22 protein-coding genes and 1 other annotated feature are annotated in these 26,235 nt (G+C 44.7%); of the genes, 10 read left to right on the top strand and 12 right to left on the bottom strand.

The features are described 5' to 3' along the window. Positions 1-12: 12 nt before the first annotated feature. Positions 13-1,683, bottom strand: a complete 1,671-nt coding sequence (locus R7Q09_RS18715) for a sensor histidine kinase (protein WP_005381915.1) — start codon at positions 1,681-1,683, stop codon at positions 13-15. Positions 1,684-1,876: 193 nt separating this feature from the next. Next, a complete protein-coding gene (locus R7Q09_RS18710) occupies positions 1,877-3,361 on the bottom strand; it encodes a carbon starvation protein A (RefSeq protein ID WP_005381914.1) in 1,485 nt (494 codons plus the stop codon). 280 nt (positions 3,362-3,641) lie between these two features. Between R7Q09_RS18710 and R7Q09_RS18705 the strand changes: the two genes are divergently transcribed. Together R7Q09_RS18705 and R7Q09_RS18700 are read left to right on the top strand one after the other, a co-directional pair. Continuing rightward, positions 3,642-3,983 (top strand): DUF2799 domain-containing protein, encoded by a 342-nt coding sequence (locus tag R7Q09_RS18705; RefSeq protein ID WP_005381912.1) that lies wholly within the window; start codon positions 3,642-3,644, stop codon positions 3,981-3,983. A gap of 113 nt (positions 3,984-4,096) precedes the next feature. Further along, entirely contained in the window at positions 4,097-4,369 is a 273-nt protein-coding gene (locus R7Q09_RS18700; protein WP_005381911.1) for a hypothetical protein, read from the top strand. A 51-nt stretch (positions 4,370-4,420) separates the two neighbouring features. Here R7Q09_RS18700 and murQ read toward each other — a convergent pair whose 3' ends face one another. Beyond that, on the bottom strand, positions 4,421-5,350 hold the full coding sequence (murQ, locus tag R7Q09_RS18695; protein ID WP_213968467.1) for an N-acetylmuramic acid 6-phosphate etherase: 930 nt from the start codon (positions 5,348-5,350) through the stop codon (positions 4,421-4,423). A gap of 36 nt (positions 5,351-5,386) precedes the next feature. Then, positions 5,387-6,499 carry an anhydro-N-acetylmuramic acid kinase gene (locus R7Q09_RS18690; RefSeq protein ID WP_064377041.1) on the bottom strand — a complete coding sequence of 371 codons (1,113 nt, stop codon included), beginning with the start codon at positions 6,497-6,499 and terminating at the stop codon, positions 5,387-5,389. A 99-nt stretch (positions 6,500-6,598) separates the two neighbouring features. Here R7Q09_RS18690 and nagZ point away from each other — a divergent pair, with 99 nt between their 5' ends. The 3 genes from nagZ (at position 6,599) to tyrA (ending at position 10,015) form a co-directional block, all read left to right on the top strand. Next, positions 6,599-7,582 (top strand): beta-N-acetylhexosaminidase, encoded by a 984-nt coding sequence (nagZ, locus tag R7Q09_RS18685; protein WP_213901865.1) that lies wholly within the window; start codon positions 6,599-6,601, stop codon positions 7,580-7,582. A gap of 207 nt (positions 7,583-7,789) precedes the next feature. Then, positions 7,790-8,866 (top strand): 3-deoxy-7-phosphoheptulonate synthase, encoded by a 1,077-nt coding sequence (locus R7Q09_RS18680; protein WP_005381904.1) that lies wholly within the window; start codon positions 7,790-7,792, stop codon positions 8,864-8,866. Between the two features lie 21 nt (positions 8,867-8,887). Then, entirely contained in the window at positions 8,888-10,015 is a 1,128-nt protein-coding gene (tyrA, locus tag R7Q09_RS18675) for a bifunctional chorismate mutase/prephenate dehydrogenase (protein WP_005381901.1), read from the top strand. Positions 10,016-10,092: 77 nt separating this feature from the next. On the opposite strand, the gene R7Q09_RS18670 is transcribed toward tyrA, so the two are convergent. From R7Q09_RS18670 to ettA, 3 genes are all read right to left on the bottom strand, one after another. Further along, complete coding sequence (locus R7Q09_RS18670; RefSeq protein WP_005381900.1) at positions 10,093-11,094, bottom strand: M23 family metallopeptidase; 1,002 nt, start codon at positions 11,092-11,094, stop codon at positions 10,093-10,095. Positions 11,095-11,133: 39 nt separating this feature from the next. Beyond that, the gene (locus R7Q09_RS18665; RefSeq protein WP_031781006.1) at positions 11,134-11,493 is read right to left on the bottom strand and encodes a PilZ domain-containing protein; all 360 of its coding nucleotides are present in this window, start codon (positions 11,491-11,493) and stop codon (positions 11,134-11,136) included. A gap of 230 nt (positions 11,494-11,723) precedes the next feature. Further along, positions 11,724-13,391, bottom strand: coding sequence for an energy-dependent translational throttle protein EttA (gene ettA / locus R7Q09_RS18660; RefSeq protein WP_005381894.1), 1,668 nt, complete (start codon positions 13,389-13,391; stop codon positions 11,724-11,726). A 364-nt stretch (positions 13,392-13,755) separates the two neighbouring features. On the opposite strand from ettA, the gene sltY reads away from it, so the two are divergent. Both sltY and trpR read left to right on the top strand, forming a co-directional pair. Beyond that, positions 13,756-15,702 (top strand): murein transglycosylase, encoded by a 1,947-nt coding sequence (gene sltY / locus R7Q09_RS18655; protein ID WP_411913108.1) that lies wholly within the window; start codon positions 13,756-13,758, stop codon positions 15,700-15,702. Between the two features lie 13 nt (positions 15,703-15,715). Next, positions 15,716-16,024 carry a trp operon repressor gene (gene trpR, locus R7Q09_RS18650; protein ID WP_005381892.1) on the top strand — a complete coding sequence of 103 codons (309 nt, stop codon included), beginning with the start codon at positions 15,716-15,718 and terminating at the stop codon, positions 16,022-16,024. Positions 16,025-16,134: 110 nt separating this feature from the next. Here trpR and yjjX read toward each other — a convergent pair whose 3' ends face one another. From yjjX to bamD, 5 genes are all read right to left on the bottom strand, one after another. After that, positions 16,135-16,668 (bottom strand): inosine/xanthosine triphosphatase, encoded by a 534-nt coding sequence (gene yjjX / locus R7Q09_RS18645; protein ID WP_213886939.1) that lies wholly within the window; start codon positions 16,666-16,668, stop codon positions 16,135-16,137. Positions 16,669-16,689: 21 nt separating this feature from the next. Next, positions 16,690-17,871 carry a prephenate dehydratase gene (gene pheA, locus R7Q09_RS18640; protein WP_318070478.1) on the bottom strand — a complete coding sequence of 394 codons (1,182 nt, stop codon included), beginning with the start codon at positions 17,869-17,871 and terminating at the stop codon, positions 16,690-16,692. 12 nt (positions 17,872-17,883) lie between these two features. Beyond that, positions 17,884-18,005: a sequence feature (Phe leader region), on the bottom strand. Positions 18,006-18,113: 108 nt separating this feature from the next. Further along, positions 18,114-18,440, bottom strand: a complete 327-nt coding sequence (gene hpf / locus R7Q09_RS18635; protein WP_005381889.1) for a ribosome hibernation-promoting factor, HPF/YfiA family — start codon at positions 18,438-18,440, stop codon at positions 18,114-18,116. A 325-nt stretch (positions 18,441-18,765) separates the two neighbouring features. Further along, positions 18,766-20,247 (bottom strand): lytic transglycosylase F, encoded by a 1,482-nt coding sequence (locus R7Q09_RS18630; RefSeq protein WP_309473959.1) that lies wholly within the window; start codon positions 20,245-20,247, stop codon positions 18,766-18,768. 148 nt (positions 20,248-20,395) lie between these two features. Continuing rightward, positions 20,396-21,124: an outer membrane protein assembly factor BamD gene (bamD, locus tag R7Q09_RS18625; RefSeq protein WP_005381876.1), complete on the bottom strand. Its 729-nt coding sequence runs from the start codon at positions 21,122-21,124 to the stop codon at positions 20,396-20,398. Between the two features lie 136 nt (positions 21,125-21,260). On the opposite strand from bamD, the gene rluD reads away from it, so the two are divergent. From rluD to clpB, 3 genes are all read left to right on the top strand, one after another. Beyond that, positions 21,261-22,238: a 23S rRNA pseudouridine(1911/1915/1917) synthase RluD gene (rluD, locus tag R7Q09_RS18620; RefSeq protein WP_005381875.1), complete on the top strand. Its 978-nt coding sequence runs from the start codon at positions 21,261-21,263 to the stop codon at positions 22,236-22,238. A gap of 1 nt (position 22,239) precedes the next feature. Continuing rightward, positions 22,240-22,968, top strand: coding sequence for a peptidoglycan editing factor PgeF (gene pgeF / locus R7Q09_RS18615; protein WP_005381874.1), 729 nt, complete (start codon positions 22,240-22,242; stop codon positions 22,966-22,968). A 144-nt stretch (positions 22,969-23,112) separates the two neighbouring features. Beyond that, complete coding sequence (gene clpB / locus R7Q09_RS18610; protein ID WP_262664953.1) at positions 23,113-25,686, top strand: ATP-dependent chaperone ClpB; 2,574 nt, start codon at positions 23,113-23,115, stop codon at positions 25,684-25,686. Positions 25,687-26,235 lie beyond the last annotated feature (549 nt).

The raw sequence follows: 26,235 nt of genomic DNA, 5'->3' as shown, positions 1-26,235 counted from the left end.
TTCAGCGTGCTTTTATGATTTTGGGGGAATGATAAAGCTCATTTTAGTAAATTGATGTGGCTCGCACGTAATTTTTAGCGCTGCATCACGTCCAAATTGATTAGTGAGACGCTTGTCGACAATTTCTAAACCTAGCCCTGAGTGGTTTTCTTTTGGCGGCTCAAAACTGCCTGCGTTGTCTTCGACGGTAATCAAGTGACCTTGTGGGTGTGCTTCGCTGTATATATGAACTTTACCACCTTCAAGCATGTTTGAAATGCCATGCTTAATGGCATTCTCAACCAAAGGCTGGAGTGTAAAGCTTGGTAATTTGATGTCCAGCAATTCAGGTTGAATATCGATTTCAACCTCTAAGCGGTCCGTAAAACGCGCTTTTTCGATGCTCAAGTACGAGTTCACATGTGCAAGCTCTTCCTTTAACGTCACGGTATTAATGTTCTGCTTTAAATTGCTGCGGAAGAAGTGCGATAGATTTTGGATTAGCTCGCGCGCTTTGTCAGGGTCACGACGAGTAATCGCACTAATAGTATTGAGTGCATTAAACAAAAAGTGTGGATTCACCTGAGCGTGAAGCAATTTTATTTCTGCTTGGGCGAGTAAGGCTTGTTGTTGTTGGTAATCGCCATAAAGGATTTGGCTAGATAGAAGCTGGGCTATTCCTTCCGCCATCGACATGTTGGCCGTCGAGAACAATTTACGCTTCGGTTCATACAGCTTTATGGTACCAATGACCTCTTTCCCTGCACGCAGTGGGATGATCAGCGCAGATCCGAGCTTGCAATCTTTTGCAATGGAGCATTGGTATGGACGCTCCGCACCATCAAGATAAATGATGTCGTTTTTCTCCATGGAGTCTAATGTGCTTTGCGATGAAATCGGCGTGTTTGGTTTATGGTGATCATCGCCAATGCCCACAAACGCTAAGATTTTTTCTTGGTCAGTGATCGCGACAGCGCCCACTTTGGTTTCTTCGTAAATAATACGCGCGATTTTCTCTGCGTTTTCGGTGTTGAAGCCGTTGCTTAGAATTCCCACTGAGCGATCAGCAATGGTGAGCGCTCGACGCGAAAACGTCGCAGAAAACTTTTCAAAGATTGCTTTTCTGTCTTGCAGGATACTCATGAACAACGCCGCACCAAATGAGTTCGCGATGATCATAGGCGCTGCAATAGCGGACACCAGTTCATAGGCTTGATCAAAAGGTTTCGCGACGGCGAGCAGCAAAATCATTTGCACCACTTCTGCAACAAACGTGACGCTGAATACGACGCTTGGATTAAACAGCAATGCGCCTTTATTTCGCTTGATAAGGTAAACGTGGAGCAAGCCACCAATTACGCCCTCGGCGGTGGTTGAAATTGCGCAGGCTAGGTCAGTAAAGCCACCAAGAGAGTATCGATGGATGCCACCAGTAAATCCGACGGCGAAACCTACAACAGGTCCACCAAACAGCCCGCCCATAACTGCGCCGATCGCACGAGTATTGGCAATAGCATCGTTGATGTGCAGACCGAAATAGGTGCCGAGAATACAAAAGCCAGAGAAGAGTACGTAACAAATTAGGCGGTGGCTTAAGCGCGAAGAAATACTCAGCAAAGGTAAGATGATTGGCGTTTTACTTAGCATGTAAGCCAAAACTAAGTACACACACATCTGTTGTAAAAGGGAGATGACCAGTTCCATAGTGAACCTAACCTAGAATCAATGTTGTTATTGTATACCTAAGTAACCTCAAGATGCTTGACTCAGATAGATAAGAACAGCTAAGTAAATGATGCTGCGCTGTGCTTTCTGAGTCTTAAAGTGACTTGGGTATAAAACAAAAAGAGCCTGCAATTGGCAGGCTCCTATCTTAGTCACTCAGATGTGACGAGTATTACGCTGTTTCTGATACGGCTTGTGGTTTCTCTTCGTCAGCCAGTTCAGTTTCACCTTTACCCTTAGAGGTTTTGATAACGTAACCTGTCACAGCTAGGGCAAACACAATACCTACGATAGTTGATAGTTGCATTGGCAGACCAAAACCTAGCGAGCTGTTGTTTAAGATGAACGTGACACATACCGTGGTCATGAAGATAGCTGGGATAGTGGTAATCCAGTGCAGCTTGTTGTGACGCAGTAGGTAAGCGGACGCAGTCCAAAGCATCATTACCGCTGTTGTTTGGTTTGCAAAACCGAAGTAGCGCCAGATAATGCCGAAGTCTACTTGAGTTAAGATACCGCCGATAACGAACAGTGGAAGTGCCATCAGTAGACGGTTACGTAGCGTTTTTTGTTCCATGTTGAAGTATTCAGCAAGGATCAAGCGGCTTGAACGGAACGCTGTATCGCCAGACGTAATTGGTAGGATAACCACCCCCAGGAACGCAAGGATACCACCGAACACACCTAGCAGACCAAATGATGCGCTGTATACCACGTTACCAGGGCCACCGTTTTTCACAGCTTCTGATAGAGCGTCTAGAGAGCCGAAGAAAGACAGAGCGATAGCACACCAAATTAGCGCGATAACACCTTCACCAATCATTGCACCGTAGAATACGAAGCGACCGTTTTTCTCATTTTCCATACAACGCGCCATCAGTGGAGACTGAGTTGCGTGGAAGCCAGAGATAGCGCCACATGCGATAGTGATGAACAATGCAGGCCATAACGGCATGTCATTTGGGTTGAGGTTAGAGAACATGTCCGAAACTTGGAAGTCACCCATTACTGTGTGTTCGCTAGAGAAAGCAACGGCTGTCATTAGGCCAACAGACATAAAGATAAGTAGGGCGCCAAACAGTGGGTAGAAACGACCAATGATTTTATCGACAGGAACAATCGTAGCAATGATGTAGTAAGCAAAGATAGCAATAACCATCGTCGTCATGCTTACGCTCAAGCTTGTTTGATCATTGATGAGGTTAGTAATCATGCCAGCAGGGGCTGAAACGAACACTACGCCAACTAGAAGCAATAGGACAATGGCAAAAATATTCATAAAGTGTTTTGCGCCATTACCTAGGTAGCGACCTGTAATGGTAGGTACAGATGCACCGCCGTTACGCACTGAAAGCATGCCTGAGAAGTAATCGTGTACTGCACCAGCAAAAATACAACCGACTACAATCCAAAGCATCGCCGCAGGACCGTATAGTGCCCCCATGATCGGGCCAAAAATTGGACCAACACCTGCGATGTTAAGTAGTTGAACTAGGTAAACTTTCTTTGTTGACATTGGAACGAAGTCAACACCGTCCGATTTGGTGTGAGCTGGCGTTTGGCGTTTTTCATTGATACCGAAAATCTTCTCGACGAAAGCGCCGTAGATGAAGTATCCGCCGATTAGGGCTGCGACACAGGTTAGAAACCACATCATAGCAATTGTCCTTGGTCTTAGTTGGGTAGGGTAATTTTTTAATCTCAGGATGCATGTTATGCGTCACTTGTGTTAAATGCATTCGGTTAGTAGATGAGTGGTCGAATAGAGCACTGAGTGGTCGATATGCTGCTTGAGCGGTTTTTAAAAATGGCGAAAGGTTGATGACAGTCTTGAGCGGCTGATTTGAGTCATCAGTGGTTAAATCTGCAAGCTCAGCGGCAAGCGCCAATAATTAGTGGTAAGCTTATTTTTGAAAACAATTACTTAAGGAAGAACCATGAAAAAGGTAACGGTAGGTCTGGCACTGGCTTTACTTGCAGGATGCACAGCAACGACAGCAGATCTTGCCAAGTCGGGAGATTGGCATCAGATCGGATATCAAGATGGCATAACCGGACACACATCGCGCACGATGAGCGAGCTTCGTGAATTGGGTAGTGTTAAGCAAAGTGACTACGACCAAGGTTATTTAGAAGGTTTACGTGAGTACTGTAATCCTGCTTTTGCGTATCAAATGGGGTTATCTGGTCAGTATTACGAAGGGGTTTGTGAAGGTACTGAGCAAGCGCAAAAATTCCGCATGGAATGGCAACGTGGTTGGAATGAATACTCAAATTAATAGTCAATAAAGCCGTTGTTACACTGTCTGCATCACATAAATGTGGCAAAGTCTTCCTTGTTAAACTATGTTCATATTGCTTGATAGTGAGCACAGAAAAAAGGAATCACATTATGTCAACGCAAATGGCTGGTGGCTGGAGTCCATTTCATGAACTCACAGCAGAGAATAAAGAAGTATTTGCTAAAGGTATCGAGGGGTTTGTCGGTGTCAAATACTCCCCTTTGGTTGTGGCTACTCAAGTCGTAGCCGGACAAAACTATGCGTTTTTCTGTAATGCAGAAGTTGTCTACCCTGGAGCACAACCATACCCAGCAATGGTTCATATGTTCAGCGACCTTGAAGGTAAAGTCGGTATTACTCACATTGAACGATTGAACTACTAAATTAAGCCATAAAAGGCGCCTGACTTTTAAATAAGTGAGGCGCTTTATTGATTAAGATTGATTCGCTTGATCGATCACGACTTTTCTTAAATATCCTTGCTTGGCGTTCAGTTGCTCAGTCGCGCTTTCTTTATCCAGCCCGGTTAAAATCATCAAAATAGCTAACTTGGCGTCGTAGTCCGTTTCTTTGAGCGCCGTTTTAGCCTCTTGGTTAGTACAATCTGTTGCTTGCATAACAATACGAGCCGCTCTTGCAACTAGCTTTGCATTCGTCGCTTTCACATCTACCATTAAGTTCTGATAACTTTTGCCCAGGCGAATCATGCTTGCGGTAGTGAGCATGTTTAGTACGAGTTTTTGTGCCGTCCCTGATTTTAAGCGAGTGGACCCCGTTAACGCTTCAGGTCCAACAACGGGGCTAATCGCAATATCGGCAATATCTGCAATCGGAGAGTCAGGGTTACAAGATAGTGCTACAGTGGTGGCACCAAGCTCGTTCGCATACTCTAAGCCACCAATCACGTAAGGTGTTCGTCCACTTGCCGCAATACCAACGACGACATCGCGTTGTGTTAGCGTATTCTCTTTAAGATCTTGCTCGCCTAATGTAGGGTCGTCCTCCGCCCCTTCTTTTGCACGGAACATTGCCTCTTTTCCACCGGCAATAATACCAACGACCATCTCTGGATCTGTGCCAAAAGTTGGTGGGCATTCTGAAGCGTCCAAAACGCCAAGTCGACCACTGGTACCCGCACCGATGTAAAACAACCGACCTCCGACCTTAAATGCTTCCGTGATCTTATCAACGGCTTCAGCGATCTCAGGCAACACTTTTTCAACGGCAAGAGGAACGAGTTTGTCCTGTTGGTTGATGCGTTGAACAATATCGAGAGAAGGCAGCAAGTCGATGTCCATGGTGTCTGGATTTCGCCCTTCAGATACCAGATGGGATAAAGCTGCGATAAGTGCATCGTTCGTCATAATGAATTAAGCCTTTTTGTTTAGGATCTATTGCCCTTAATTTTTTGAATAGAGTACACCCAGTGAAGCGAGACGACTTGCCCCCGTAACTTCCGGTAAGTTGCTAGGGAGGCCGTGAATATGGCGCTGCGCAAGCCAAGCAAACGCCATTGCTTCCATGTAATCGCCATCAACACCTTTTTCTGCCGTTGTCGCAACGCTCCATTGTGGCAATAACTTGGCCAGTCGTTGCATCAAAAGCGGGTTTCTTGCTCCACCGCCACAGACCAATAGTTGAGGTGTGATGCCATGAGAAAACTTGTCGACTTCGTTGGCAATGGTAATTGCAGAATACTCGCAAAGTGTACGTTGTACGTCTTCGATTGGTAACTTGTGATGGACCATTTGTTGATGCAGCCAGTCAATATTGAACAGTTCTCGTCCGGTACTTTTAGGGGCTGGCATGGTGAGGTAAGCTTCTTTGAGTAATTGAGTCAACAAAGTAGCGTTTACCGTTCCTTTAAGTGCAAATTGTGCATCTTCGTCGAAGCTTTGCCCTTTATGCAGCGCACACCATGCGTCCATCAACATATTGCCCGGGCCTGTGTCATAGCCAATGACTGGTTGTTCTGGATGCAGTACAGAGATATTGGCAATGCCTCCAATGTTAAGCACCACAGTTGTGGAATCCTGCATCGCAAAAATGCTTTTATGGAAAGCAGGGACGAGTGGGGCACCTTGTCCACCTAGCGCCATGTCTTTACGACGAAAATCCGCTACCGTATCAATGCCTGTCTTGACCGCGATAATGTTGGCATCGCCCAATTGAGTGGTAAACGGCAAGTTTCCGGTAGGCTGATGGAACACTGTTTGACCGTGATTACCAATCGCACGAATTTGCTCTGCGACGTAACCAGACTTATTGAGCAGCTGTAACACAGCATCTGCAAATAGGTGGCCGAGCTGATGGTCAAGTTCACCTATGGCTTTTAAATTTGTTGCTTGACCGGTACAAACAGATAACAGCATGTCTTTTAGTGCTGCGGGCATTGGGTAGTCGTCGTGCGCAATCAGGCGAACATGCTCATCGCTTATTTCAACTAGAGCGGTATCAACACCATCCATACTCGTCCCAGACATCACACCAATGTACAGTTCGTTAAATTTCATAGCCGATCTCGTCAATTCTTCATTCACTTATTGTAAAGCAAATCTGAAGCGAATAACCTCATCGAATACGAGATATTCAGCCGATTTTGAGGAGAAAACATGGGACCGTTATGGGTTGACGTTGCGGGGTATGAACTGACCGCTGAAGACAAAGAAATCTTGGAGCATCCTACGGTTGGTGGCTTAATTCTATTTGCTCGCAACTATCATGATAGCGAACAGCTTCAAGCACTTACTCAATCCATCCGAAAGGCGTCTAAGCGCCCGTTTTTGATCGGTGTGGATCAAGAAGGCGGCCGAGTGCAGCGCTTTCGTGAAGGTTTCTCATTAATTCCTGCTGCTGATGAGTACGCTAAACATCAAAATGGTGAAGAGCTTGCTCGTATGGGCGGTTGGTTAATGGCCGCAGAGCTGATTGCCCATGATATTGATTTAAGCTTTGCCCCGGTACTTGACCAAGGCCATCAATGTAAAGCGATCGGTAACCGCGCATTCGGTGAAGATGCCGATACCATTCTTCGCTATAGCACTGCATATATGCAGGGAATGAAGAGTGTTGGCATGGCAACGACAGGCAAGCACTTCCCTGGACATGGTGGCGTGATTGCAGACTCACATCTAGAAACACCATACGATGAGCGCAGTGATATTTTTGAACAAGATATGGCGATCTTCAAAGCGCAAATTGATGCCGGTATTTTAGATGCCATGATGCCTGCTCACGTGATTTTCCCACATTATGATGCTCAACCAGCCAGCGGTTCTGAATACTGGTTAAAACAGGTCCTGCGTCAGCAATTGGGTTTTAAAGGTTTGGTTTTTTCGGATGACTTGACCATGGAAGGCGCTGCGATTATGGGCAGCCCAGCCGAGCGAGGTGCTCAAGCATTGAGAGCTGGTTGCGATATGTTGTTAATGTGTAATAAACGAGAAGCGCACGTTGAGGTATTAGACAACTTACCGGTTTCAACCGTGCCACTCGCGGATGGATTACTGAAAAAACAGTCATTTTCTCCAAGCGAACTTAAGCTATCTCAAGAGTGGAAAGCGGCGAGTGAAGCGATGAAACGCTTGACTAGCTAAACCTCTTGTAAAAGATTCAAAACAGCGATGAGAAGCCAAAGTTAATTATGCTTTGGCTTTTTATTTGACTGTAAACCAAAGCTTACACTAAATGTTTTTTATTCTGTACACTTGTTTTTCTTTTTTAGCCTGTTATCTTGTCGTTAAAGCTTAGTTGTCTCACCAAAGGTTTGGTTGGGTGTAAAAATAAATATACAGGTTAGAGTTATGCAGAAAAGTGAGTTGAGCAATATTAATATTATCGAAGAACAGGTTCTTATTACTCCGGAGGAACTAAAAACCAAGCTTCCTTTGAGTGAAAAAGCACGTCGCTTTATTCAAGAGTCTCGTCAAACTATCGCTAATATTATTCACAAGAAGGATCACCGCCTGCTTGTTGTATGCGGTCCATGTTCTATCCACGACGTAGAAGCGGCGAAGGATTACGCAAAGCGACTTAAAGCACTCTCTGAACAACTAAGTGACCAACTGTATATTGTTATGCGTGTTTACTTTGAGAAGCCGCGCACCACGGTCGGCTGGAAAGGCCTGATCAATGACCCACACCTAGACGGCAGTTTCGATATTGAACACGGTCTGCATGTTGGACGCGAACTTCTGGTGGAGTTGGCAGAGATGGAAATCCCGCTCGCGACTGAGGCTCTAGACCCAATTAGCCCACAATACTTGGCGGATACTTTTAGCTGGGCAGCCATCGGTGCTCGTACGACGGAGTCACAAACTCACCGTGAAATGGCAAGCGGCCTGTCTATGCCAATCGGTTTTAAGAATGGCACCGATGGCAGTTTGGCAACCGCAATTAACGCGATGCAAGCTGCGTCCTCTAGCCACCGTTTTATGGGAATTAACCGTGAGGGACAAGTCGCACTGTTGACCACCCAGGGCAATGCTAATGGACATGTGATCTTACGTGGCGGCAAGCAAACTAACTACGATTCGGTATCAGTCACTGAGTGTGAGCAAGAGATGGCGAAATCTGGTCTTGATGCTTCATTAATGGTGGATTGCAGTCACGCCAACTCACGTAAAGATTACCGTCGCCAGCCATTAGTCGCGGAGGATGTGATTCATCAAATCCGTGAAGGCAATAAATCTATTATCGGTCTTATGATTGAAAGCCATATCAATGAAGGAAATCAATCTTCTGACTTAGCTCTTGAAGAGATGAAATACGGTGTATCTATCACTGACGCATGTATCAATTGGGATTCAACTGAGGCACTATTACGTCATGCACATGAAGAGCTAGTGCCTTTCTTAGAAAATCGTCTAAAGGCTAATTAATACAGGATTTAAGGAACATCAATGGCAGTTGAACTTAACGCATTACGCGATCAGATTGATGCAGTCGACAAGCAAATGTTGGAGCTATTGGCTCAGCGTTTAGCGCTCGTAGAGAAAGTTGGGGAAGTAAAAAGCGAACATGGTTTGCCAATTTATGCTCCAGACCGCGAAGCGGCGATGTTAGCTTCTCGTCGCGCTGAAGCTGAAAAAATGGGAATTCCTCCACAGCTTATTGAAGATATTCTGCGTCGAACAATGCGTGAGTCTTATGCCAGCGAGAAAGATTCCGGTTTTAAGTGTTTGAACCCTGATTTACGCTCAGTTGTTATTATTGGTGGTAATGGTCAATTGGGTGGCCTGTTTGGGCGTATGTTCAAATTGTCGGGCTACCAGGTCAAAGTTCTCGGTAGTAAAGACTGGGATCATGCGGATGAGATTCTAGACAACGCGGGTTTAGTCGTGGTCACGGTGCCGATTCATCTAACGGAAGGGGTGATCGAAAAACTGGGGAACTTGCCGCAAGACTGTATTCTGTGTGACCTGACTTCTATCAAATCGAAGCCTCTGCAAGCAATGTTGAATGTGCATCAAGGTCCTGTGGTTGGTTTGCACCCAATGTTTGGCCCAGATGTTCCGAGCCTTGCCAAGCAGGTTATTGTGTACTGTGATGGCCGTGGTCACGAGCATTACCAATGGCTATTGCAACAGTTTGGGATTTGGGGCGCAAGCTTGTGCCAAATCGATGCACAAGAGCACGATCATGGCATGACGTTGATTCAGGCGCTGCGCCACTTCACGTCGTTTGCTTACGGTATGCACCTTAGCAAAGAGAATCCGAACATCGATCAGTTGTTGAAGTTAAGCTCGCCAATCTACCGCCTTGAATTGGCGATGGTGGGACGACTGTTTGGTCAGGATCCGAACTTGTACGGTGATATCATTTTCTCTTCTCAAGAGAATATCGATATGATCAAGCGATTCCATCAGCGTTTAGGTGATGCAGTAGCGATTCTGGATAGCAGAGACAAAGCGCGATTCATCGAAAGCTTTAAGCAGGTGAGTGATTGGTTTGGTACTTATTCTCAACAATTTATGAATGAGAGCCAAAACTTACTCAAACAGGCGAATGATAATATTCATCGCGGCTAATCACGGGTCATTTAGCCGTGCAGAGTCCGAAACAAAAAGAGCAGCGTAAGCTGCTCTTTTTCGTGTTGATGGACAAATCAGTTCGTCGCAGTATTACTCGTATCTTCACTTGATACTGTGTTGATACTGGTATCGCGATAGGGTGAATTGGTTAAATTGACTTGTAGACGTACAACGTTATCAATCAATTGAACCAAAGGTCCCCATTTCACTTTTTTCTCTTTTTCAAAGACGTCATTGAAGTTTTCTGGCGTCCACTCCATTAAGTATTGAGGGTTGAGTGCTCGTCCGAGGAAGCGTACTTCATAGTGCAAGTGTGGCCCTGTGGAGTTGCCAGAGTTACCGCATTGAGCAATGATGTCGCCTTTACTAACAAACTGACCGCTTTTCACTTTGAAGCGTTGTAGATGAGCAAAGGAGCTCATAAAGCCAAATGAGTGACGAATGGTGACATAGTTACCATAACCACGATTGCTCGGGCGAACGGTTTCCACCACACCGTCAGCCGGTGCCAGGATCTCTTCTCCTCTTTTACAAGTCAGATCGATACCAGTATGAACATGCCTCTTACCTGAAATCGGATTAATACGACTGCCGTAAGAAGAAGAAATACGTTGGTATGTGACTGGACTGTCATTTGGTATCAAACGGAACATCGTCGCTCGAACAGCAGAATCGATAGCGGCTGCGTCAATTCGCTCCTCTAACCCCATGCTGTTCTCATCGATCATCAACTCTTCGTCTGCGAGACCTAAAACCGATTCAACGTCGAATACCCGTTTGCCCAATAGCTGAATTTGATTGTTTTTGTCCGTCAAAGACTGGGAAAGCGAATGATTGGTATCAAGCTGTTCTTCGTAAAGAGCCGTCACTTCGGCCTTTTCACTTTCCAGTTTGGCGATGATTTGTGTTAGTTCGTCTTTATTGTGCATCTGCTGCTGATTAAGGTACCACGCGCCACCAACGACGGCGGGTAATGCCAATACTGAAGCAAATACTGCTAGGACCGAACTGCGGCCCAAATAGAACTGCTGATCGCCGTCTTTCGTCGGGATCTGCATGATGATTTTTTTAGACATAGTTATTGTTACTTAAATAGGCGTTCATTTATTTTTCTCCTAAAAACCAGAGAGGTGCTCTAACTCTCGATTCAGAAGGTCGTTATTGCCTACATTCAATTCTATAAATCGTTTTAGTTGGCTAATGCTTTCGATGTCTACCTTAGCGATCTTCAACCTAATCTCACACTTAGAGACATTCACAATTTGCGCTTTTAACGTAATCACTTGTTCGGATTGATCAAATGAAAAAGTCACATGGACTGGAAGGGTTGGATCCAAAGCCTCAGTCTCTTCCACTTTCATGAGTAAACCATGCAAGGAAAGATCTTGAATCCTAGCTTCAATTGCCAAGTCACGTTGTTCTATCTTAGCTGGAGCTTGATGGAGAATACGTGAAAAGCGTCGTCTCTCTGTCATATGAATATTCTCGTCAGGTCGTCAAACAGAATTGAATAGTATATCAATACGAACAAAAAGTGTTCGATTGTTGTTTGAAAAGTGTCGAGGTCGCTACAGAGTGACGTAAGTGCAATGTCATGTTCTTAACGAACGAGACGGGCTAATGAGCTCTTTTTATAACAAAGAAAACAAAGGCCGCTATGATAGCGGCCTTTGTACAAATTACAATCAAACTTTGTGGGTTGCGATTACTTCGCAATACGCTTGTATTTGATACGGTGTGGTTCTGCGGCTTCAGGACCCAATGTTTTCTTCAACCAATCCATGTACTCTGTGTAGTTACCTTCGTAGAAGTTAACTTGGCCTTCGTCACGGTAGTCAATGATGTGGGTCGCGATACGGTCAAGGAACCAACGGTCGTGCGAGATAACCATTGCACAACCAGGGAACTCTAGTAATGCTTCTTCTAGAGCACGCAGTGTTTCAACGTCAAGGTCGTTGGTTGGTTCGTCGAGTAGCAACACGTTGCCGCCCGCTTTAAGAAGCTTCGCAAGGTGGACACGGTTACGCTCACCACCCGATAGTTCACCAATAATCTTTTGTTGGTCACTGCCTTTAAAGTTAAAGCGTGAACAGTATGCACGAGCTGGGATTTCGAAGTTGTTGATCTTAATGATATCAGCACCTTCAGAGATCTCTTGGAATACGGTTTTAGAATCGTCCATGCTGTCACGGAACTGATCGACAGATGCTAGTTTTACTGTATCGCCCATCTCAATTGTGCCCGAGTCTGGTTGTTCAGTACCACTTAACATCTTGAATAGCGTCGATTTACCTGCGCCGTTAGCACCGATGATACCAACAATTGCACCTTTAGGGATGCTGAATGACAGGTCATCAATTAGAACTCGACCGTCAAATGACTTGGTCAGGTTCTTCACTTCAATAACCTTATCACCTAGACGCTCACCTGGTGGGATAAATAGTTCATTGGTTTCATTACGTTTTTGATGATCAGAGCTTTGCAGTTCTTCAAAGCGAGCCATACGTGCTTTTGACTTCGCTTGACGACCTTTAGGGTTTTTACGTACCCACTCAAGCTCTTTCTCGATAGTCTTTTGGCGAGCACTCTCTTGGGAGGCTTCTTGTTGTAGACGAGCGTCTTTTTGCTCCAGCCATGAGGTGTAGTTGCCTTCCCATGGGATACCTTCACCACGGTCCAGTTCTAAGATCCAGCCCGCAGCGTTATCTAGGAAGTAACGGTCGTGGGTGATGGCTACTACGGTACCTGTGTAATCCACTAAGAAGCGCTCTAGCCAAGCCACTGATTCTGCATCTAGGTGGTTGGTAGGTTCATCAAGCAGTAGCATGTCTGGCTTAGAAAGTAGCAAGCGACAAATAGCCACACGGCGGCGTTCACCACCTGATAGGTGCGCAATTTTTTGGTCCCATTCAGGTAAACGTAGTGCGTTTGCTGCACGCTCAAGCGCATTTTCTAGGTTGTGGCCATCTTTCGCTTGGATAAGGGCTTCTAGCTCGCCTTGCTCTTTTGCAAGTGCGTCGAAGTCTGCATCTGGTTCAGCGTATGCTGCGTAGACTGCGTCCAAACGTTTCAGAGCGTCAGCAACGTCAGCAACCGCTTCTTCAACAACTTCACGAACGGTTTTTGATTCGTCTAATACTGGTTCCTGAGGTAGGTAACCTACGTTTAGACCAGGTTGTGGACGCGCTTCACCGTCGATATCCGTGTCGATACCTGCCATGATACGTAGCAGTGTGGATTTACCTGCACCGTTCAGACCTAAAACACCGATTTTCGCACCAGGGAAGAAGCTCAGAGAGATGTCTTTAAGAATTTGACGCTTAGGTGGCACAATTTTGCTCACCCGCGACATGGTATATACGTATTCAGCCATTGCCGATCGTTCCTAAATTAACTGTCATTCAAACCCATCATTTTATACCAAGTGCTTTGTTTTTGTTACCGCATTGCAAGAATTTCCCTAACGAATGGATTTCTTATTTTGAGCTGACCGGAAACTTACACGGTTAGGGTATACACTTTTGTTATTCGTTAAGAATGACGAAGTGTTTTCTATGCGAGTTAGAAACGCTTTGTCTCCATCGTCTTAAAAGTTTGACGAGTACAATTTTTAATACACTAAGTTGCTTTACATGGACATCTGCATTCTGTGTAAATAGATGCATGTGTGAAAATTGCCTTAACATCACATGAACTCTAACAAAACTAGGCTTTAGGGCAGTATATGTCTGGGGAAAATGACACAAATGAGATTCAACGTATCTGAATTGGCTAAAAACGTATGCTGCGCCGCCGCGTTGTGTGCTATGAGTTTGAGTGCTAATGCCGCGCTGAGTTTGGAAAAGCAGCGCGAAGTATATGAGCAAGCTCAAGATTTATTAGATAAAAATGACATCGATGGATACCTTTCGATTCGTCCTAAAATTTCTAACTATCCACTAACGCCTTATGTGGATTACCGCACTTTTATTAGACAGTTACCGGAAAAGTCACCACAACAGGTAAACGAGTTTATTTCTGAGCACGAGTCTTTTCCATTTTCTCGTCGAGTTCGCGCTCCATACCTCAATCATCTTTATAAGCAAAAAGATTGGAGAACCATTACTGAGTTTCAAAAAGTCATTCCTAGTGGTGAGCGTTACCAATGTATTTTCTACGTAGCTCAGTTAAAGCAAGGCAAGAAAGTCGCGGCGTTTAAAGGGGCTGAACATATGTGGTTACGTGGCATCAGCATTGCTGATGAGTGTGACCCATTATTTGCAGCATGGGACAAGGCGGGTGAGCGTACCGATGAACTGATTCTACAGCGTATGTTACTGGCGTTTGATGCTCGTAATGGCGGTTTGATGAGTTACTTGCTCAAACTGCCTAAATCAGCGCAGGCAAAGCAACAAGCCAAAGGAATGAAAGCGTTGTTTGATAATCCTGCAAGTGTTGCGGAATTCGCGAAGAAAAAACCTGCGAATGATTTTAATCGAGCGCAAAGTGAATATGCGTTAGAAAAGTTGGCTCGTATGAACACTAGCCAAGCACAAGGTGCGTACGATGCCGTCATTAAAGGACAGAAGTTTTCTCCAGAAAAAGCGCAAGAACTTGCCGACTATATTGCATTTCGATTGACTCGTACGGAGTCTGAGTCATTAGCTAAATGGCGCGATGATAAAACGAAAACCAGTCAGTACTTACCGTTGATTGAAACGCGCATCCGCTTAGCGATTCAAAATGCAGATTGGAAAGGCGTACAAGAGTGGATTGCTGTTCTAAATAAAGAAGAACAAGCCACGCTACGCTGGCAATATTGGCTTGGAAGAAGTGAAATTGCGTTAGGTGATGACATCGCGGGGAAACAGCGTTTAGCAACTCTGCTTGGGCAACGAAACTTCTACAGTGTGGCTGCCGCCAATGCAATCGGACAATCAATCAAATACCCAACGCATACGGTTAAGTTGGATAAGAAAGTTGTTCAACCCTATCAAGACTCGTTAGCTCGTATCGAAGAGTTGATCGCGACGGATAAAATCGCAGCAGCGAAGAGTGAATGGGCACACTTACTGCGCCGCGTAGGAAAAGATGAAAAGGCGATGTTGGCGGCTTATGCATCATTTAAACGTTGGCATAACCTAACGGTGACCGCGAGTATTCAAGCGCAGATGTGGGATAATATCGAACTTAGGTTCCCAATAGCACACCGCTGGTGGTTTAACTTTTATGCGAAAAAGCACAACATTGATCCCGTCACGATGATGTCTCTCGCTCGACAGGAAAGTGCGTTAGATGTTGAAGCCCGCTCTCCAGTTGGCGCTCGTGGTCTTATGCAGATTATGCCTGCGACGGCGAAGTACACGGCACGTAAATATAAGTTGAGTTATCAAGGTACGCAGGATCTCTACAATGTAGGAAAAAATATCGAAATTGGTAGCCATTATTTGCAAGGTTTATTAGAGGATTACGATAATAATCGTATTTTTGCTCTTGCTGCTTATAATGCAGGTCCTAACAGAGTAAAAACGTGGCGAGAGCGTACCCAAGGAAAAGTGGATGCTTATGCCTTTATTGAGGCAATTCCATTTAAAGAGACGCGCGGTTATGTACAAAACATCTTGATGTTTGAAACATACTATCGTGATCTTTTGGGTATCGATGGCGCGTTCTTGAATCAACATGAGATCAATACCAAGTATTGAGTGAGGTAACTTGATGTCGCACGAACCCGAGTACAAAGACTGGCAACAGATTATTGAGCTAATTCGAACAAGTATGGGCACCCAGCAAGATGACATGCTGTTAACTATGCTGATGTCACGTGATGAGAGAGAGTCATTAATATCACGCGTTAATATAATTAACGAACTTCTTAAAGGAGAATTATCTCAACGTCAGATCAGTCAGATGCTTGGTGTGGGCATTGCCACCATTACTCGTGGCTCTAACGAACTAAAGTCGAAATCTGATGAAGAAAAAGACAAGTTGAAAGTCTTGTTAGAACAAGTTGCGGTATCTAAGTAGACAGTATATCCAATTTGCTTTTAGGCCTTGGTGTTACAATTGACTAAGATAACGTATTACAAAGGGCGGAAATATCCGCCCTTTTGCGTATCTAGAGAATAGGCTGAGTGTTATAAATTTGAAGGAAAGTGCTCAGGGTTTGTGAATGGAATTAAAGCCAGAATCAAGGCTTGGTGATAGACCGAGCTTCGAGTTAGCTGGTTTTGGGTTAGCAGGCTAATAGCGCCACCTTTCTGTTTGATGTTATCAGTACCAAACACTTCGTCCATTACATCTCCCAACTCATTCGCATCCTTGAGTTTTTCCAAGACTTTTGGCGGCAACATTAAGCTTGCAGAACGAGATTCACCGCGGTGAGTCTCTGACTCAACCACCATCCAAGCAAACGTCACGTTTGCTTCAATTCCCGCTTCGAGACCGACATAGTAATCCGCGTTTGGCATCTCTACTTTTGCGTTTTTAACGCGGTTTAGCGCACCACGATGAGTTTCTTCATTCGTCATGGGCTGATCTGCGACCTCACTCGGTACACTGATGCCAACGAAGTTGAACTCTTGATACGGAAATGCATTACGAAATGCACTTTGAACTGCATTAATTTTGGCTGGGTTTAGCGATGCGATTACGACTTTTTGGGGTGCCATGATCTTTTTACTCACTGGTGTCTATTGACTCAATTTTACTTGCGTAGGCTTTACGTTCTCACTCGGGTAACAGCCTAATACTTTCAAGTGCTTAGTGATTTTTGTTAGCTCTTCAAGTGCCTGTTGCATTTCTGTCGAAGCAAGATGTGATGTCAAGTCTACGTAGAACATCTCTTCCCACGGGTTCCCCATAATTGGGCGTGATTCTAGCTTGGTCATATTGATGCCGTAACGTTGCAGCACTAATAGTGTTTCAACCAATGAACCTGCCTCTTGGGAGGTCGACATGATCAATGTGGTTTTTGCTGGAATCTGAGTAGAAACTTCAACCGGTTTACGAGCAACCACGATAAAGCGAGTATGGTTTTCGGTTTGGTTTGCGATGTTGCCTTGAATTGCTTGCAAGCCATATAGCTTACCGCTTGATGCATTACCAATTGCAGCTACATCATCACGATCCATCTCTTGGACTTTCTGCATTGCATCTGCTGTGCTCGCGCAGGACTCCAGCTTTACTCCTTTCATACGGCTTAAAAACTCACTGCACTGTTGGTGTGGCTGAGGGTGAGAATACAGCGTTTTAATATCTTCCAGACGAATGTCTTTTTTCGCAACCAAGCAGTGTTCGATTGGTTGAGTTAGCTCTCCAACGATGTAAAGCGTCGTGTGTTGTAGTAAGTCATACACTTCATTAATAGAGCCTGAGCTGGTGTTTTCGATTGGCAGAACGCCATAATCAGCATGGCCAGATTCAACCGTTTGAGTCACTTCTTTAAAGTGCTCGCAGTTGAGCTCGATAAGCTCCGTATTTTTACGACTGAAGTATTCGCGACTTGCCAAGTGCGAATAAGAGCCTTTGGTTCCTAAAAAAGCGACGCGAGCAAGTGGCTTACGGCTTTGCTGTGGGTTAACGAGATTTTGCAGATAACTTTGTTGAAGCAGAACTGAGTCTTCAATGATGGTATGGAAAAGTTTGGTGATGTACTGCGCGTCAAGTTCGTATTTATCTTGGCCATTAGAAATCAGCTTGACCAATAATTGCTGTTCACGGACGGCGTCGCGAACAGGCTTTGAGGTTTGTACTTTGCTTTTGGCTACTTCAATGCTGAGTTTACGGCGCTCAGACAATAAGCTGAGAAGTTGGTCATCCAACTCATTCAAGCGTAAACGAATTTCTTCGAGGGAAATAGGTTGGTCAGTCATCAATTCTTTCCTTATAAAAAAGCCTCCCGATTTGGGAGGCTTTCTGTTTGTTTTTGACTTTTCTTTCACAAACGAGTTCGCCCCTCCAACTATGGGAGGAAAAAGAAGTCAAAAATAAACAGTGAGGTTAAATGCATAAATAGTGCTTAATTTATGAGTGTTTAAACACAATAAGCAAGGCTGGGGAGAGCGTCAAGCAAAAAAATAGCGCCTTTCGGCGCTATTTCCTCAATCTGTTCAGTTTACTCTTCTTCTTCCACTAGCTCAGGCTTACTTGCACGTCGAGCTTCAGGTTTGTGGGTCAGCTTGTTCAATTGTCGTTCTAGTTTTTGCTCCACTTCGTTGATAGCTGCGTAAAGATCTTCGTGAGTTGCTGAGGCAATGAGCTGGCCTTTAGGAACTTTGATAACCGCTTCGAATTTCTTCTGTTTGTTTGGTTCCTCACTGAAAGTTGCTTGGCAACCAATTAGGTCTACTTGCCATTTCTCCAGTTTTTTAAATTTGCTCTCAATATGAGCTCGGATTGCAGAGGTGATTTCGATGTTTTTGCCAGTGATATTCATTGTCATAAGTGTTTTTCCTCTGTTGCATCCCTCATGGGTTGAGTTCAGATTACCGCTTTAAGCATAAAAAAATGTGATTCAGATCATTATTTTGCTCGGGTTTTTTATGATGAAAAATGAATGTGATCTCACTCAAGAACTTCTGAGATTTATCGTGAAATTGCTTGTTATCGGTTAGTAAATCCGTAGATTGGATAGAGTACTCAGCTGAAAACGGCCTCGTTTTTAGGGAAGTTTTACGGCCTAATATTTGAGGTGGTTAAAATTTAACTACACGTAAGGTGTGATGACGATCACTGAGTCTTTCCAATGAATCCATTTAAAAAGCCGCTTACTGTACAAGCGGCTTTTTACTGTCTGGCATTTGGCTGACTTTTCGTAGCGGTATCATGAAAATGGGGTCTTTTGGGGCTAGTGAAACCCTTTCTAGACTTTTGACTTGGTCCAAACTTTCTAGTTGTTTGTATATTATGTAGTAGCGATTAATGCTTGTGACGTACCCAACCGTTGAGCTTAAACTTTTCCGCATAACGACTTCCACGTTATTAAACCAAACATTAGGATCGTAACCTTGTTGGGCTGCACGCTTACGAATACGCTCTACATTGCCGGGGCCCGCATTGTAAGCCGCCAATGTAAAGTAGAGTTTATTTTGTGCAGTAATATCAGGATCACTGAAGTACTGCTTACGCAAAAAAGCTAAGTATTTCACTCCAGCATGAATGTTGTTTTCTAATTGTCGAACATTTTTGATATTGATATTCGGATCTTGAGCGGTGCTGGGTAGGACTTGCATTATGCCAACGGCACCTCGGCTTCCAACTAGGTCGTTATTAAATCCTGATTCCTTGTAAGCGATTGCAGCGATCAGTAAATAGTCGATATCGTATTTCTCACCATAGCGTGAAAATAGCGCTGCGAGTTTTTCTAGTTGAGCAATTTTCTTAGGGTTAAGAGCTCTGTTCAACCATCCCGTGTTATCGATGTATTTACCGTAAATAACGTTACCGAGTAGTGTCCCAGAGCGAGACTTCTGGATGAACTTATTCACGACGGCTTTTAATTTGGGACTATTTTCTCGCATTGCCCAAGCAATTTTGCCATTTTTGCGGATAGGGATTTTTTTGTGCACCCGAATATCATCCATCACTTTCAGCCAAAGCTTGGCTTTATGGCTATCGAGAACAATGGCTTTGACGTAACCATTGTTGAGCATTCCGACCAGCTCATAATCTTGAAGTGTTTCTTCAATAAAGTGCACGATAACAGGCGGTAAGCCTTTTTTGTTTAGTTTCTTATTTAGTGTCTGAATGCTTTCAAAGTAGCTAGAGCTGGCGCGTACCCAAATCTCTTTGCCGCTCAGTTGTTCGATTTTCGTCATCGTTGGTGTGCTTTTGTTTGTCACTACCCACTCTTGAATGTCAGTGAGAATGGGTGAACTGAACTCCACTTTCTGTTTGCGCGTGTCGGTAATAGTCAGGTTGGCGACAACTAAGTCACCTGAACCGTTTTCTAAGGCTGGCAGTAGCTGGTCGCGGGCAACAGGAATAATTTGTACGTTAAGCTTTGGTTTGAGTTTACGAAGGTCTTTTTCGAAATGCGCCAGCAATTCCGCGCCTATGCCTTTTGGTGTGCCGCCCTCAATGTAGTAAAAGCCTAAATCAGCAGAAACTAAGACGCGCAGTACATTCTTCTCCTTGATGACATCGAGGTCCCCAGTATAAGGAGGCTGTTTGAGCGGCGAGATTTGCAGTGCGCAAACGGAAGCAGACAATAGGAGCAGCATAACTGCGCAAAGCTTAGATATCGTCACGTTCACATCCTTTTTATAAAGGGGGGAGGAGAACTTTAAGCATATGTGGAGCTAGGAAGATCATCAAGAAAGGGCTGAATACACTATTGAGAGTAATAAAAAACCGCCACGGTAAAAACGGTGGCGGTTCAGTTTAAAGCAAGTTCAATTACTTCACAGGGTTGAGCTCGATAAGCTTTTCAGTTCTTGCTACGGCGTCTTCCAAACCAAGTTGCTTATAGGCCTCTAGCTGGATAGTCAGTGACTTACGTGCAGCTTCTGTGTCTGGATACGCTTTTTGTAGCTCTTGGCTGCGATTAATAGCAGCGACCCAAGCTTCACGGCGAAGGTAGAAGTCAGCAGTCGCTAAATCATAGTTCGCTAGACGGTTTTTCAGCGCAACCATACGTTTTTGTGAATCTTCTGCATATGGGCTATTCGGGTAGCGTTGAAGTAGTTTTTTGAAGTCATCAAACGCTTTTTTTACCGGTTCAGGATCGCGATCGCTTCGATCTACGCTGAATAAATCATGCATAAAGTTACGATCTTGCGCCATGTGGCTTAGACCTCGCATGTACAGCACCCAATCCATCTTTTCATGGGTTGGGTTTAAACGCATAAAGCGAGAAATGGTTGCCAAGCCCAAAGCAAGGTCGTCGTTTTTGTAGTACGCATAGATTAGGTCAAGCTGCACCTGTTCAGAGTAGGCACCGAATGGGTAACGTGAGTCTAATGCTTCCAGTTTCTCAATTGCAGAAAGCCAATTACCACTTTGAAGAGAAATCTGTGCGTCTGCATACAGTTCCGAAGGCGGCACATCAGGAACGATTTCTTCTTTGCTTGCACATCCAAACAGAAGGGATACCGCTAAAAGGCCTGTTAAAGTCTGACGTTTCATATCAGGAGTCTGTTCCTTGAATCTAAATATTTCTTAAGCTGCCGTTACTTTCTTTCCAGTAACAGATACAATGACGTAATAGTCTATTTTTTCACAGTCGTGAGCATTAGTCTCACAGTTTTTAAAAAAGTTCGATATGGCTCAGCAGATTGTATTAACAAATACCGTAAAAGATAGCCAGTTAGGTCAACGTTTAGACCAAGCTATCGCCGAATTATTCGCGGACTTCTCTCGCTCGCGCCTAAAAGAGTGGCTGCTTGATGGGAAAGTTCAAGTTGATGGTGAAGTTGTCACTAAACCTCGTACCAAAGTAATGGGTGGCGAGGAAATTACATTGCAAGCCGAGTTAGAAGATGAAGAACGCTGGGAAGCGCAAGATATCCCGCTAGATATCGTCTATGAAGATGAAGATATTATCGTTATCAACAAACCTCGTGACTTTGTGGTTCATCCGGGCGCTGGTACGCCTGATGGCACTGTACTTAATGCGTTGTTGCATCATTACCCTGATATTGCAGAAGTACCTCGTGCAGGTATCGTGCACCGTTTGGATAAAGACACAACGGGTTTGATGGTGGTGGCGAAAACCGTTCCTGCACAAACTCGTCTGGTTCGCGCACTGCAAAAACGTAATATTACTCGTGAGTACGAAGCGATCGCTATTGGTCGTATGACTGCGGGCGGTAAAGTGGATCAACCTATTGGTCGTCACTCTACTAAGCGCACGCTTATGGCGGTGGCACCAATGGGCAAACCAGCCGTAACGCACTACCGTGTTGCTGAACGCTTCCGCGAACACACGCGTATTCGCTTGCGTCTAGAAACGGGTCGTACGCACCAGATTCGTGTGCACATGTCTTACCTTCAGCATCCGCTGCTCGGTGATATTGCATATGGTGGACGTGCTCGCATCCCGACAGGTGCGTCTGAAGAGCTAACGGCAATGATCCGGGGCTTCGATCGCCAAGCATTGCACGCAGTAATGCTGCGCTTTGAGCACCCAATTACGGGCGAAGTTCTTGAGTTTCATGCTCCAGTGCCTGATGACATGGTTGTGATGACTGAAGCGCTTCGTCAAGATACAGAAGAGCACGGCTTACCGGAAGAATTCTAATATGAAGACGATCATTCCGAATTGGCCAGCGCCTAAAAATGTCAAAGCTTTCGCCTCAACACGCATAGGCGGATTTTCGACAGGCCCTTACCAAGGGCTAAATTTAGGTACTCACGTTGGGGATGATTTGTCTTTAGTAGAGAAGAACCGAGCTTGGTTGGCGCAACAGGCAAGCATGCCAAATGCGCCAATCTGGTTAAACCAAACGCATTCAACCGTTGTGGCTCAAGCAAATGAACCAACAACACAGGTGCTTGATGCTGATGGTGTATTTACTTCTTCAAGCCATGTTGTTTGTTCAGCGATGACCGCCGATTGTTTACCTGTATTATTGACTAATACACAAGGTACGCAAGTAGCCGCTGTTCACGCAGGTTGGCGCGGCTTAGCAAATGGCATTGTCGAAAATGCGTTAGCGTTGTTTTCTGGTGAAGTGATAGCGTGGCTTGGCCCAGCAATTGGCCCTCAAGCCTTCGAAGTGGGTGAAGATGTTCTGCAAGCTTTTGTTGATTTTGATTCACAGGCGAATCAAGCATTTGCTCCACGCGATATCGACGGTAAATGGTTTGCTGACATGTCGGTGCTGGCAACGCAACGTCTAAACCGAGCTGGTGTGACACAAGTGTTTGATTCTGGACTTTGTACTTACCAAGATAAAGCCTCTTTTTACTCTTATCGCCGTGATGGTAAGACTGGTCGACAAGCAACCTTTATTTGGATCGAAGACTAGCTATAAGCACCAAAATGCTAAGATGCATACTACTATTTTTGCAAAGCTATCTTTATTCATTCACTCCCTTGAAATTCCCCTCCTGAGTATCCATCTTTCTAACTGTCAAAAGAATTTCCTTTAGTTGAGGTTAGGAAGGTAGATATGCGTCTTGATCGATTCACAAGTAAGTTTCAAATCGCTATCTCTGATGCTCAATCACTAGCGTTAGGGCGCGATCATCAATATATCGAGCCAGTTCACCTCATGGTGGCTTTGCTTGATCAAAATGGCAGTCCAATTCGTCCATTGCTTACTATGCTGGATGTGGACGTAACGCATTTACGCTCTAAATTGAGTGAAATGTTAGATCGATTACCAAAAGTCAGTGGCATCGGTGGGGATGTTCAGCTCTCTAGCTCGATGGGCACATTGTTTAACCTGTGTGACAAAGTGGCGCAAAAGCGTCAAGACTCCTATATCTCGTCTGAAGTCTTCCTGCTTGCCGCTTTAGAAGATCGCGGACCATTGGGGCAATTACTCAAAGAGATCGGCTTAACAGAGCAAAAAGTCAGCCAGGCAATCGAAAAGATCAGAGGTGGTCAAAAGGTCAATGATCCGAACGCAGAAGAGCTTCGCCAAGCATTGGAAAAGTTCACCATAGACCTTACCGAACGTGCAGAGCAAGGTAAATTGGATCCGGTTATCGGCCGTGATGATGAAATCCGTCGTACTATCCAGGTATTGCAGCGTCGTACTAAAAACAACCCTGTGATTATCGGTGAACCAGGCGTAGGTAAGACAGCAATTGTTGAAGGCTTAGCGCAGCGCATAGTTAACAATGAAGTACCTGAAGGTCTGCGTGGTCGCCGTGTGCTATCACTGGATATGGGCGCACTGGTTGCTGGCGCGAAATACCGTGGGGAATTTGAAGAGCGTTTAAAATCAGTATTGAATGAACTTGCTAAAGAAGAAGGCAACGTCATCCTCTTCATTGATGAACTACACACTATGGTCGGCGCTGGTAAAGGTGAAGGCTCAATGGATGCGGGCAACATGCTAAAACCGGCATTAGCTCGTGGTGAGCTGCACTGTGTTGGCGCAACAACATTGGATGAATATCGTCAGTACATCGAAAAAGATGCAGCATTAGAACGTCGTTTCCAAAAAGTGCTGGTGGATGAGCCGACCGTTGAGGATACCGTGGCGATTTTACGTGGCTTGAAGGAGCGTTATGAGCTTCATCATCACGTCGAAATTACTGACCCAGCGATTGTTGCTGCGGCGAGCTTGTCACATCGCTATGTCTCCGACCGTCAGTTGCCGGATAAAGCGATTGACTTGATTGACGAAGCGGCTTCAAGCATTCGTTTACAAATTGACTCTAAGCCAGAGTCCTTGGATAAGCTTGAGCGTAAAATTGTCCAACTCAAAATTGAGCAACAAGCACTAAGTAACGAGCACGATGAAGCGAGTGAAAAGCGTTTGAAAGCGCTTAATGAAGAACTCAATGAAAAAGAACGTGAGTACGCTGAACTAGAAGAGGTTTGGAATACAGAAAAAGCAGCTCTTTCTGGCACTCAACATATTAAGTCTGAGCTTGAACAAGCTCGTATGGACATGGAGTTTGCTCGCCGTGCTGGCGATCTAAACCGTATGTCGGAGCTTCAATATGGTCGTATTCCTGAACTTGAGAAGCAGTTAGATCTTGCAACCCAAGCTGAAATGCAGGAAATGACGCTATTGCGTAATAAAGTAACCGACAACGAGATTGCAGAAGTACTTTCTAAGCAAACCGGCATTCCGGTATCCAAGATGCTAGAAGCGGAAAAAGAGAAACTACTTCGTATGGAAGACGTGCTGCATAATCGTGTGGTAGGGCAAAGCGAAGCGGTCTCTGTTGTATCGAATGCCATTCGTCGTAGTCGAGCTGGGCTTTCTGATCCAAACCGACCAATTGGCTCCTTCTTATTCTTAGGTCCAACTGGTGTGGGTAAAACAGAGCTTTGTAAGACACTTGCGAGCTTTATGTTCGACAGTGAAGATGCGATGGTCCGTATCGATATGTCTGAGTTCATGGAGAAACACTCAGTGGCAAGGTTGGTTGGTGCTCCTCCAGGCTATGTCGGATATGAAGAGGGTGGTTACTTAACTGAAGCGGTTCGTCGCAAGCCGTATTCGGTAATTTTGTTAGACGAAGTAGAGAAAGCGCATCCGGATGTATTTAACATTCTGCTGCAAGTTCTCGATGATGGGCGTTTAACGGATGGTCAAGGTCGTACTGTTGACTTCCGTAATACGGTTGTGATCATGACATCGAACTTGGGTTCATCTCGTATCCAAGAGAATTTCGCAACATTAGACTATCAAGGTATCAAGAGTGAAGTGATGGATGTGGTCAGCAAACACTTCCGCCCAGAGTTCTTGAACCGTGTTGACGAAATCGTGGTGTTCCATCCACTTGGTCAAGAGCACATTAAGTCCATTGCTTCTATTCAATTGGAACGTTTGGCGAAACGACTAGAGGAAAAAGGCTATCAACTAGAAGTTTCCGACAAAGCACTCGATTTGATCGCTCAAGTTGGTTTCGATCCTGTGTATGGTGCGCGTCCTTTAAAACGTGCAATTCAGCAGAATGTCGAGAACCCGTTAGCCAAATCAATTCTTTCTGGTGAAATCGTTCCAGACAAGACAGTGCAGCTAATTGTTACTAATGACCAAATTTGTGCTCATCAATAATTGTATGGATACAGTAAAATTGAGATAAAAATCACACTAAAGGGGCCGTTTGGCCCCTTTTCTATAGTTTTTTAGAGTCTTTTGTCTGTTTTCTATACGAATAAACTAAAAAGGTGAGTTTTTTTAAAAAATGCACTTGTGTTCTTTAATGAACTCCCTATAATGCGCCTCCGTTGTCACGGGAAAGCAAGTGAAGCGGAACCTAAACAACTACGGTTAGTGAGTTAAAATTAACTCGCAGATAAATAACTTAAAAAAGTGTTTGACACGATAAGTTATCTAGCTAAAATAGCCGTCCACTTTGAAGAGAACTTCGAAGTGTGCTCTTTAAAAATATAGACCTATCAATCTGTGTGGGCACTCGTTGATGATAATCCAATTAGAAGCTTAGGCTTCAAGTTAGGTTTCAATGATACGAAGTGACCATTGAATCTTCGGATTCAGCACAGTCAATTCAAACATTACTTTATGTAATGTTCAGTATTCATTGAGCCGAACAAAATCTTAAATTGAAGAGTTTGATCATGGCTCAGATTGAACGCTGGCGGC

Source organism: Vibrio sp. 2130-1, from assembly GCF_033339515.1.
The sequence above is the reverse complement of the archived record's forward strand: the minus strand, read 5'-3'. Positions and strand labels throughout refer to the sequence as shown.

Coding starts and splice junctions, on each gene's coding strand:
- R7Q09_RS18715 (WP_005381915.1), bottom strand. CDS start 1,683: ATGGAACTGGTCATCTCCCTTTTACAACAGATGTGTGTGTACTTAGTT.
- R7Q09_RS18710 (WP_005381914.1), bottom strand. CDS start 3,361: ATGATGTGGTTTCTAACCTGTGTCGCAGCCCTAATCGGCGGATACTTC.
- R7Q09_RS18705 (WP_005381912.1), top strand. CDS start 3,642: ATGAAAAAGGTAACGGTAGGTCTGGCACTGGCTTTACTTGCAGGATGC.
- R7Q09_RS18700 (WP_005381911.1), top strand. CDS start 4,097: ATGTCAACGCAAATGGCTGGTGGCTGGAGTCCATTTCATGAACTCACA.
- murQ (WP_213968467.1), bottom strand. CDS start 5,350: ATGACGAACGATGCACTTATCGCAGCTTTATCCCATCTGGTATCTGAA.
- R7Q09_RS18690 (WP_064377041.1), bottom strand. CDS start 6,499: ATGAAATTTAACGAACTGTACATTGGTGTGATGTCTGGGACGAGTATG.
- nagZ (WP_213901865.1), top strand. CDS start 6,599: ATGGGACCGTTATGGGTTGACGTTGCGGGGTATGAACTGACCGCTGAA.
- R7Q09_RS18680 (WP_005381904.1), top strand. CDS start 7,790: ATGCAGAAAAGTGAGTTGAGCAATATTAATATTATCGAAGAACAGGTT.
- tyrA (WP_005381901.1), top strand. CDS start 8,888: ATGGCAGTTGAACTTAACGCATTACGCGATCAGATTGATGCAGTCGAC.
- R7Q09_RS18670 (WP_005381900.1), bottom strand. CDS start 11,094: ATGTCTAAAAAAATCATCATGCAGATCCCGACGAAAGACGGCGATCAG.
- R7Q09_RS18665 (WP_031781006.1), bottom strand. CDS start 11,493: ATGACAGAGAGACGACGCTTTTCACGTATTCTCCATCAAGCTCCAGCT.
- ettA (WP_005381894.1), bottom strand. CDS start 13,391: ATGGCTGAATACGTATATACCATGTCGCGGGTGAGCAAAATTGTGCCA.
- sltY (WP_411913108.1), top strand. CDS start 13,756: ATGACACAAATGAGATTCAACGTATCTGAATTGGCTAAAAACGTATGC.
- trpR (WP_005381892.1), top strand. CDS start 15,716: ATGTCGCACGAACCCGAGTACAAAGACTGGCAACAGATTATTGAGCTA.
- yjjX (WP_213886939.1), bottom strand. CDS start 16,668: ATGGCACCCCAAAAAGTCGTAATCGCATCGCTAAACCCAGCCAAAATT.
- pheA (WP_318070478.1), bottom strand. CDS start 17,871: ATGACTGACCAACCTATTTCCCTCGAAGAAATTCGTTTACGCTTGAAT.
- hpf (WP_005381889.1), bottom strand. CDS start 18,440: ATGACAATGAATATCACTGGCAAAAACATCGAAATCACCTCTGCAATC.
- bamD (WP_005381876.1), bottom strand. CDS start 21,124: ATGAAACGTCAGACTTTAACAGGCCTTTTAGCGGTATCCCTTCTGTTT.
- rluD (WP_005381875.1), top strand. CDS start 21,261: ATGGCTCAGCAGATTGTATTAACAAATACCGTAAAAGATAGCCAGTTA.
- pgeF (WP_005381874.1), top strand. CDS start 22,240: ATGAAGACGATCATTCCGAATTGGCCAGCGCCTAAAAATGTCAAAGCT.
- clpB (WP_262664953.1), top strand. CDS start 23,113: ATGCGTCTTGATCGATTCACAAGTAAGTTTCAAATCGCTATCTCTGAT.